Annotated in this window: 8 protein-coding genes and 1 pseudogene; 5 read left to right on the top strand and 4 right to left on the bottom strand. The window is 45.8% G+C overall.

What is annotated here, in order from left to right; translation table 11 throughout:
- On the bottom strand, positions 1-1,176 hold a 1,176-nt coding region (locus tag GY843_RS11480), incomplete at its 3' end, for a methyl-accepting chemotaxis protein (RefSeq protein WP_297309691.1).
- A gap of 51 nt (positions 1,177-1,227) precedes the next feature.
- Positions 1,228-2,175, bottom strand: coding sequence for a tRNA-dihydrouridine synthase (locus GY843_RS11475; protein WP_297309689.1), 948 nt, complete (start codon positions 2,173-2,175; stop codon positions 1,228-1,230).
- Between the two features lie 80 nt (positions 2,176-2,255).
- Here GY843_RS11475 and thpR point away from each other — a divergent pair, with 80 nt between their 5' ends.
- From thpR to GY843_RS11450, 5 genes are all read left to right on the top strand, one after another.
- Positions 2,256-2,762: an RNA 2',3'-cyclic phosphodiesterase gene (gene thpR / locus GY843_RS11470; protein WP_297309688.1), complete on the top strand. Its 507-nt coding sequence runs from the start codon at positions 2,256-2,258 to the stop codon at positions 2,760-2,762.
- Between the two features lie 228 nt (positions 2,763-2,990).
- Entirely contained in the window at positions 2,991-3,608 is a 618-nt protein-coding gene (locus GY843_RS11465; protein ID WP_297309686.1) for a DUF1294 domain-containing protein, read from the top strand.
- Positions 3,609-3,881: 273 nt separating this feature from the next.
- Positions 3,882-4,160 carry a hypothetical protein gene (locus tag GY843_RS11460; protein ID WP_297309684.1) on the top strand — a complete coding sequence of 93 codons (279 nt, stop codon included), beginning with the start codon at positions 3,882-3,884 and terminating at the stop codon, positions 4,158-4,160.
- Positions 4,161-4,413: 253 nt separating this feature from the next.
- The gene (locus tag GY843_RS11455; RefSeq protein ID WP_297309682.1) at positions 4,414-6,516 is read left to right on the top strand and encodes a TonB-dependent receptor; all 2,103 of its coding nucleotides are present in this window, start codon (positions 4,414-4,416) and stop codon (positions 6,514-6,516) included.
- A gap of 11 nt (positions 6,517-6,527) precedes the next feature.
- Complete coding sequence (locus tag GY843_RS11450; protein WP_297309680.1) at positions 6,528-7,952, top strand: PepSY domain-containing protein; 1,425 nt, start codon at positions 6,528-6,530, stop codon at positions 7,950-7,952.
- An 89-nt stretch (positions 7,953-8,041) separates the two neighbouring features.
- On the opposite strand, the gene GY843_RS11445 is transcribed toward GY843_RS11450, so the two are convergent.
- The gene (locus GY843_RS11445) at positions 8,042-9,259 is read right to left on the bottom strand and encodes an O-succinylhomoserine sulfhydrylase (RefSeq protein ID WP_297309678.1); all 1,218 of its coding nucleotides are present in this window, start codon (positions 9,257-9,259) and stop codon (positions 8,042-8,044) included.
- Between the two features lie 14 nt (positions 9,260-9,273).
- Positions 9,274-9,664, bottom strand: a pseudogene (locus GY843_RS11440) (amidophosphoribosyltransferase); the annotation flags it as partial.

Genomic DNA, 9,664 nt, shown 5'->3' with positions numbered 1-9,664 from the left:
TTTTGCCTCACGCACCAGTTGTTCGAACCCATCTGCAACCTTGTTCATGCCTTCAGAAATAGCAGACATTTCATCCTTACCACGCTTATCAAGACGAGCGGTAAGGTCTCCACTGGCCAACTGATCGGACATTCTCTGGAAGCTTTCGATAGTCAGAATAGTTGAACGGTAGAAACCTAAGAATAAATAGAATGCCAGTGCAATAGTGACACCGATAACACCAACAATCAGGTTACGGCTGAATACCTGTTTCTCAAGATAACTCTGCTCTTTAGCGTACAGTGCTGGCAGCATCTCTTTATACAATCCAAGAACCTTTTTAATTGCCGCAGTACCTTCAGAAAAAACCTGGTTGGAATCAACCGCAATAGAATCAGGTTCAGTGACATTGGTACGGATGTAAGCCAGATAACCACCTACGCCTTTCTGAGCCTCATCAATGGCCGCACTCATAGCAGACAGCTCTTTAAGTTTAAGGCCAGAAGATAATCCCGGATAAACCTTTTCCAAACGTCCCATCAGATTGTTGATGTAGATAAAGCTATCCGGAGTAAACTGCCCTTTTGCCGCTACACCAGAAGCTTTACCACGTAACTGCCCCACCTCATCGATAATCTGCGGCAGGAAAACAGCCACATTATCGATCATAAACGTTGTATCGCTATGCGGGTCCAGTTCCAGTGAGTAAGCAGTAAGAATCTCTTTGTTAAACCCACGTACCGCTGCAGCAAAACGGTTATGCATTTCAAAAATTTCTGCAGGTTGCTCAGTACCGATACTGCTCTTTATAGCAGCCCAGCGGGACTCCAGTTCAGTTATCAACTTTTTGATATCAGAGCCTGTATCACCTGTACCGCCTTTCAGCCCCTGTAAGGCTGCATCTACCTTGCCGCGCCTATCCAGGACTTTACTTTCAACACCGGTATTGCCGTTCAAGAAGGCATTAGTCAGGCCGCGGTGTTGACCAATATTTACCACCAGAGGCTCTGTTAGCTGGATAATCTCAATACCGCGGAGCTCAGACTTAGTCAGGTTGATACTGCGGCTCAGCTCCTGCCAAAAGAGACCAACTGTCAGAATTAGAGGGATAAGAAAAAGAACGCTGACAACAATAAACTTCGCCGGGTACTTCAGACTTCCCATCAGTTTTGCTGCAGGACTAATCCATGAGTTCATTTACAGGTCTCCTGGCTGATAATAATTACCACATTAATTTTGAGTATTTATTCAGAATTGTTGGTTTAAGGCAACTCTCAGTTGAGATGGTTCCCTTAATTTTTTAACTTTTTCAAAAACCACCCCAGCTTCATCATATTCACGCTGTAAATGGTGTAACCACTGTTTCAATCTTCCGTGAACATATTTAGCCGCTATATCTCGCTCAATCTGAACTAAATACTGCTCAACTAACTTAAGCACATGTTCCCAATTAAGGGAAGAAACTGTTTCATTAAGTTGATGATGTTTAATCACTTTTGCCAAATCGGGCTTGGCAATCAAACCTCTGCCAATCATCACATCATCACAACCGCTGACTTCACGGCAGCGCAGATAATCTTCCCAGTTCCATACCTCGCCATTGGCAACAACGGGGATATTCACGGCTTCACGAATACGTGCTATCCATTCCCAATGGGCTGGAGGTTTATAACCTTCTAACTTAGTGCGGGCATGCACCGCCATAGAATCAGCCCCTGCATCCGCAATTGCATGGGCATTCTCCAACGCAAGCGACTTATCTTTGTTACCCAAACGCATCTTGGCAGAAACAGGTACTTCTTCAGGCACTGCCTCTCGTACCGCTTTTACAATCTCATGCACTAACTCAGGCGCATCCAGCAGAACCGCACCACCTTTGCTTCTGTTAACCGTTTTCGCAGGACAGCCAAAGTTGAGATCAATACCCGGCGCACCCAACTTAGCCCCTTTACGCGCATTACCGGCCAAAACAGAGGGATCACTCCCCAACAGCTGCAGAATTACCGGCGTACCCGCCGGAGTTTTGCCCCCGTTGTGGAGTTCAGGGCAGAGCCGACGAAACACCTTAGCCGGGAGCACACTATCACTCACCCGTAGGAACTCAGTCACACAGTGATCAATACCACCGACCTGAGTCAGCAGATCACGCATGGTGTAATCAACAACACCTTCCATCGGTGCCAGAATAATCTTCACGTTCTTAATTGCTTTACGGTTAAAAAATTATGGCGCTATTATAATTGAATAAACCCTTTCAGATAATCAGCAGATACCCTATGCGTCTCTTTCTTGCCATAGATATTCCCGAATCCATTCAGGATCAGATCGCCCTCCTCACCTGCCCTGAACTGGAACAGGTACGCTGGACCACAAGCCATCAACTACATATCACACTGGTCTTTATCGGCGACCAACCCCAGCACCGCCTGGATGAGATCATAGAAGCTGTCGCAGAGGTTCAGTTCACACCTTTTAATCTCACCCTGAAACAAATAGGCCACTTCCGCTCCGGCATCATCTGGTTGGGTGTCGACGAAAATGAACAACTTCAGCGTTTACAGAAATCTCTAAGTCATAAAATCAGAGGTCTTGGAATCAAACTCGAACAGCGTAAATTTATTCCGCATCTGACGCTTGGGCGTTGTAAGAAGCTTACTCCGGAAATTTTGGAGACTGTTGCGAGTAACGGGATTGGGTTTGAAACGGGGTTTGAGGTTGAGGCGTTTCAGCTGAAAAGTAGCAGACTCAGTCCGGATGGTGCTATCTACCAAACTGAAGGGTGAATTTTTACCTGACTAAGGAGCACGAGGTGAATTTAAGCACGCGGTTAATACAAGCACGCGGCATAGCCGCTACGAGTGGCGAGAACGCTTTGCTGCTAGAACGCTGCTTTGCAGCTGCTAGGAAAGACTAAAAACCTTTACCTAGCCCAAGATCGCTCCCTCTTTCACGTGTTAGTATGACATCAGTTTGATCTCTGTTTAGCTGTTAGCCAAGGAAGACTATCTATTATGCGTACTAAGGGGAAAATAATATCTTGGAACGACGAAAAGGGCTTTGGTTTTGTTGAGCCTTGCTCCGGCGGGAAAAGAGTATTTCTACATATAAAAGCTTTCAGGCAGAGAAGTAGCCGTCCCGAGATCGGTAAATTGGTAACCTATAGTCTATCTACTGACAGGCAAGGAAGGCCATGCGCTGCTAAGGCAACATTAGCCGGTGATCGCCTTCCACAACAAACGAAATCTCAAAATAATTCTCTGGCCTTGATATGTGCAGCCATTTTTTTAACCGTTGTCTGTATTTCGGTTATTACAGCTAAAATACATCCTCTTATTCTTGCCCTGTATATTGTTGCAAGCCTGCTTACCTTCCTCATATATGCGATGGATAAATCCGCGGCTCGTAAAGGCGGATGGCGCACACAGGAAAGCACCCTGCACATGTTTGCTCTAATCGGAGGTTGGCCTGGCGCCCTTTTGGCACAACAAAAGTTACGTCATAAATCAAAGAAGCAGCCTTTTCGCTTTGTGTTCTGGATTACAGTTTTACTCAACTGCTCTGCATTCATTTGGTTATATACTCCGTCTGGCTCATCCACAGCACAAGCATTGATTGCCTTAATAGCATGAAGGGAAGCTGTATGGTCAGGCCTCCCATTTCCCACAATACACGGCTGTTCACCAAGTCCCGGAATCGGCGTGAGGACACGCCTCCTACACATGGATTGGATATCCTAAGCCTTTCCTAGCAGCTGCGAAGCAGTGTTCTAACAGCGAAGCGTTCTCGATACTAGCCACTGCTTTTTGGCGTTCTAGCTACTAGCTACTAACCCACCCAGATTTTACATCTCACCGCTAGAGAGTTATGTTCGTTGCTATGTTGAATGTAAAACTCTGGATAAAATGAAAGAAATCCTAACCAAACTCTTCTGGCCAATCCTAAAATTCTTCGAAACCGAAGAAGTACCAGCCAACTACAAGAAATCCCACAGAATCGCCCTAAACGTATTAGGAAGTCTATTTATCTTCCTTTCACTTATCTCAGGCATAGGCGCTTCCGCCAGCGAAGACATAGGGACACTCATCCCTGTTATCGTCTTCTTCTGCATAGGATTTGTCGCTGTGGTGGTTGGCACACTGGGTTCAAAGGGAGCCGTTTCAAAAATCTGGGGCACTAAATAGACTAGAAACAAAACTATTTACGAACGCTATCTCTACCTTTTTCACCTGAAACCCAAGCTTTCCTGTACTCAATTTAGAAGTACCATTGCCCGCGGTATAGCTAGCTCAGCCATAAATAACCATCTGAAAATCAAGACAATAAATCCCATTTTCAGCCCTTGCGACATTCTGTCACAGCGACAATTAGTCACATTCTCAAGGCAGTTTTAGCTCTATACCATGCGCAAAATTTTTGAGCGCATGAGCTAAAGCAATGAAAACAAATGCATCGCCCGTCACCTTCCCTCTCAATCTGATTACAGCCGCCTGTATCGCGTGTACACCGTTACAGGCTTATGCAATTGACGACCTTGTCACCACCATTATTGTGACCGCTAGCCGTGATGATGAAGCGAGTGAAACCTTACCTGTAAGTGTAAGCACAACGGATGATGAACAATTAGAGATCGATCAGGGTGTGCATATTCAGGACAGCACCCGTCTGATGGCTGGCGTGACTATTAATCAGCTATCAGGCAGTTCATCACACAACACGGGTATCCGCATGCCACTGAACTACGATGGATACTATCTGTTTCTCCAAGATAGCATCCCTCTGCAATCCAGTGCTTTTTTTAACCATAACGGATTACGCTGGTCCAGTTTCAACACTAACGCTGATCAGATTGAGGTTCTGAAAGGTGCGGGGACAACTCTGTATGGCTCTGGTGCCGTAGCGGCAACGATTAACGTGCTGAGTACAGATCCTACATTTTATCCAAAAGGTGATATCAGCTTGTTAGGAGGCGCTAATGATTACGCACAAATCAAGCTTAAACACAGTGACAAAATATCCCACGATCAGGCTTTCCTGATCTCAGCTTCTGCACTTCAACACAATGGCTGGCGTGACCACACCGCTCGAGATCGCCAGGAAGTTTTGCTTAAACATTTGTGGGATATAGGTACGGATACTGAACTAAAAACCCAGTTCCAGGCCTCAACTATGACCGATGAAATGGCCTCTTCACTGACCAAGGACCAATATGAAGCGGATCCTAGCCAATCTGGGCTCGCACCCGTTGTAGAAGCTATTGATCCGGAGCGAGACAGTGACTTTGCCCGTTTGAGTTTCGAGTTAAACCATAAGCTGAATGATCAAGTATCCATCAGCCTTATCCCCTACTTCCGCCACAACACAAACGATTACATTGCTACCTGGCGCTCTTACACACCCTGGAATGAGAGCAGTGTGAACAGTTACGGTTTACTGGCAAAAGGCAACTGGAACCATGATAACGGTAGTGAAACCATTTTTGGTGTAGATCTGGAACATTCAGAATCTGAACTACTGACAATTCAGCCTTTAACCATCACTTTAACCTCTTGGCGGGGTGGTAGCACTACCTATACAGAAGGCTTCAAATATCGGGATCAGGAGATCGCTTATAGCAATGTATCTCCTTATCTCCAACATAATTTCGGATTAGGGGAACGCTTGAGTCTGCAAGCGGGAGCACGTATTGATTACAGTCGTTACAAGCTGGATAACCATCTTGCTGAAACGGATAACGATGGCTACGGCAATCGCCAGCTAGCTGATCGTAAAGACTCATTTAGCAGCTTTAACCCCAAACTAGGTTTCCACTATTCATTATCTGAGCACAGTGGTTTTTACGGCCGTCTGGCTCAATCCAACCGCCTGCCAACCGCATCGTCTTTGTACAATCTTAATAGTGGTGACAGCGGCTCATTGGTGGGTGGCGTGAGTGAAGAGACATCAACTACTCTAGAACTAGGTTACCGCCTGCATAGACGTGACCTTACCCTCTCAGCAGCAATCTACCGGATGGATATTGATGATGCCATCGTCACAGCACAAGACGCGCATGGCGACACCTACCGCACTAATGCGGGCGAAACCAGACACCAAGGTATTGAGATTGAAGCGGCATATCAGTTTTCTCCATCAATTTCAGGACAGTTAGCATATAGCCACTCATTGCATGAGTTTATCGATTACGTAAATGACGGGAACGACTACTCTGGCAATACAATGAAGTTTGCACCGAAGAATAAAGCAGGCGCCAAATTAAACTGGTCTCCTCAGGAAATTTCTGGACTGGACCTTCAGTTACAGATGGATCATTTCGGTGAATATTGGAAAGATGACGCCAATAGCGAGAAAGCAAAAAGCTATACCCTTTTCCACCTGAAAGGACAGTACAGGCTAGCACCTGATATGACTCTTTTTGCCCGTGTTGATAACCTTTTTGATCGTGAATATGTGTATCAGTCTGAGATCAGTTGGGGGAGAGATAAATACTACCCTGGTGAGGGGCGTAACTTTAAAGCCGGCCTGAAGTATCACTGGTAAGGGGCAAAAAAATGACTGGTAAGCTTTATATATGGCACAGACGTTTGGCCTTGATTGTGATGGTCCCTTTATTGCTGTTTGGGCTAAGCGGATTACTGCATCCAGTGATGCGCCTCACTGCTCCGGAAGTTGAAAAACGTTTCTATGTACCTCCTGTTTGGCCGGGTAGCTTACCTTCACTGAAAAGCTTACCCGCCGACTTCCCACTGGAGAAAACTGCCGGACTACGTCCGGTTAAAGTGAATGATAGCTGGTACCTTCAACACTGGAATAGCAGAGAAAAAGCTAGTCAGCTCTATGATTTGAATGGCAAAAATATTCCTGATACCGCAGAAGCTTATGCCATTCAATTAGCACGGCATTTTAGTGGTGATCATAGTAGTAAGATTAACCAGGTCCGTTTATTAACAGAATTTTCTCAAAGCTATGCTCCGATTAACCGTCTGTTACCCATATGGGAAGTACAGCTTAATCGACCAGACAATCTCAGTGTATTTGTTGATATCCGACAGGACAGGCTGGCAACTCTGGTAGACGACCAGCGCCGTCTATTTATGACGACGTTCCAATACCTGCACGTTTGGGCATTCATAGATCCGGAACATCCTGTGCGTACTCTGATTTTTATCAGTTTGATGACGGCTTCACTGGTACTGGGTGTGAGCGGGTTGTATCTGTTCTGTGTGTTACCACTAAAGCGCAGAAAATCTAAAGATCTAAAAAAACTACATGCCTGGTCAGGGGTAATTATTTCACTGTCCTTATTGATGTTCGTATCCAGTGGATTGGTAAGAACCTTTGAAAAACAGATACCAGAGGTGCGTGGCCTCACGCTTGATCAACAAATGGACCTCAGCGACCTGAATGTAGGACCTCTAGAATTACAGGCTAACTACTCCGAAATAACCAATATCTATCCCCACCTGATAGACGGCTCAGTCGTATGGCAGCTCATTCAGCCACGTAAGCCAGATATCTGGATTAGTGCGGAAACAGGTGAGGTTATACCATCCGGAGGGGTACTGTTCGCTTCTGAATTAATAAGCACATTACAGTTGGAACAAAACCCGGAATCTAATCATCGTGTAATTTTTAACTTCAAGGCAGATGAACACTATGGTTTCATCGATAAACGTTTACCCGTTATCGCACTGGACTATCCCGGTCAAAGCTATTACGTCGATACACGCGATGCAGTTTTATCGGTTCGGGTAAATGAGACAGATAAAGTATTCAGCTGGATCTTCCGTTACCTACATAAATGGCGTTTTGCCGATGGTCTGGGCCTGAATATTCGAGATACCCTAATTAGTGTGTTTGTTCTAGGTATAAGCCTAACCATTCTCCTTGGCTTTAAAAGTTGGGTTAAACGCAGACGTAAGCAAAGAGTTGCAACAGCGTCACCTAAAAGAATTGAGCCAACAGTAAATGTTTAATTAGGTTGGTAACGAAGAGAGAGTAAACGCTAAGGGAACACAAAAAAAGCAGCCACCTGGCTGCTTTTTCATATCAAAGTCTACAACGTTTAGATCGCTGCTAATCCAAGCAACATATCCGCTTTAATATCTTCCAGATCTTCGATCCCAACAGACAGACGAATCAGGTTATCTTTGATTCCAGCTTCTGCACGTGCTTCCGGAGTCATACGCCCATGAGTGGTTGTACCCGGATGGGTGATGGTAGTTTTTACATCACCCAGATTACCGGTGATAGATACCATCTGAGTTGCATCAATAAAGCGCCAAGCGGCTTCTTGGCCACCTTTTACCTCAAAGGATAAAACTCCACCAAAGCCATTCTGCTGTTTTTTCGCAAGTTCATGCTGAGGGTGGCTTTCCAAGCCGGAGTAGAATACCCGTTCAATACCTTCCTGCTGTTCCAACCAGGATGCCATCTCTGATGCATTGTTGCAGTGTGCATCCATCCGCAACTTAAGTGTTTCCAGACCTTTGAGGAAAACCCAAGCATTGAACGGGCTCAGGCAGGCACCGCCAGTACGGATAAAGCCAAATACTTCTTCAAGTTCTTTGTCACGACCAACCACTACACCACCAACACAACGCCCCTGACCATCCAGGTATTTAGTTGCTGAGTGGATCACAATATCGGCGCCCTGCTTCAACGGCTGCTGAAGTACAGGCGTACAGAAACAGTTATCGACTACAAGTAAAGCATCATGTTTGTGTGCAATCTCTGCTACAGCAGCTACATCGGTCAGTTCTGCCAATGGGTTAGATGGTGTTTCCAAAAACAGCATCTTAGTCTCTGGCTGAATAGCACCTTCCCAGCTATTTAGATCCGTTGGATCTACGTAAGAAACACTGATACCTGTACGCGTCAGGTATTTATCGAACAGTGATACCGTAGAACCGAATACGCTACGTGAGCAGACAACATGATCACCATTCTGCATAAGCGACAGGCAAGTGCTTAAAATCGCTGCCATGCCCGATGCAGTTGCAACTGCGCGCTCACCGCCTTCCATCGCAGCGATACGCTCTTCAAAGAACTGCACCGTTGGATTAGTAAAGCGGGAATAAATATTACCCTCTTCCTCTCCGCCAAAACGAGCAGCAGCTTCACGTGCACTGGAAAATACAAAACTGGAGGTAGGATAGATTGGGTCGCTATGTTCACCTTCTAGAGAACGATGCTGACCTGAACGTAGTGCCAGCGTCGATAGCCCGTAACCTTCGGGATCGAACTGGATTCTTGCTTCACGTTCGTAATCGGAAATGGACATTCGCCAGTGGCTCCTTAATCTATCTTACTGCAAAGATTGGAAGACTCATTGCTTCCAATCTTCTTATTTTTCTTACCTTTCGCCGCATCATTACGCGCTTCTTTGAGGCGTTCCAGGTAGGACGCATCAACATCACCGGCAACGTACTGGCCATCGAATACGCAGGTATCAAACGCTTTGATCTGGTCGTTTCCTTCAGTCACAGAGTCTTTCAGATCATCAAGGTCCTGATACAGCATCCAATCACAGCCGATCTCTTCACCAACCTCATCATCAGTACGGCCATGAGCAATTAGCTCCTCAGCAGCTGGCATATCGATACCGTAAACGTTCGGGTATTTAACCGCTGGGGCTGCTGATGCAAAGTAAACCTTCTTAGCACCGGCATCACGTGCCATCTGTACG

The organism is Neptuniibacter sp. (assembly GCF_024231755.1).
Taxonomy (GTDB): Bacteria; Pseudomonadota; Gammaproteobacteria; order Pseudomonadales; family Balneatricaceae; genus Neptuniibacter.
This window is presented reverse-complemented; position numbering and strand designations above follow the sequence as displayed.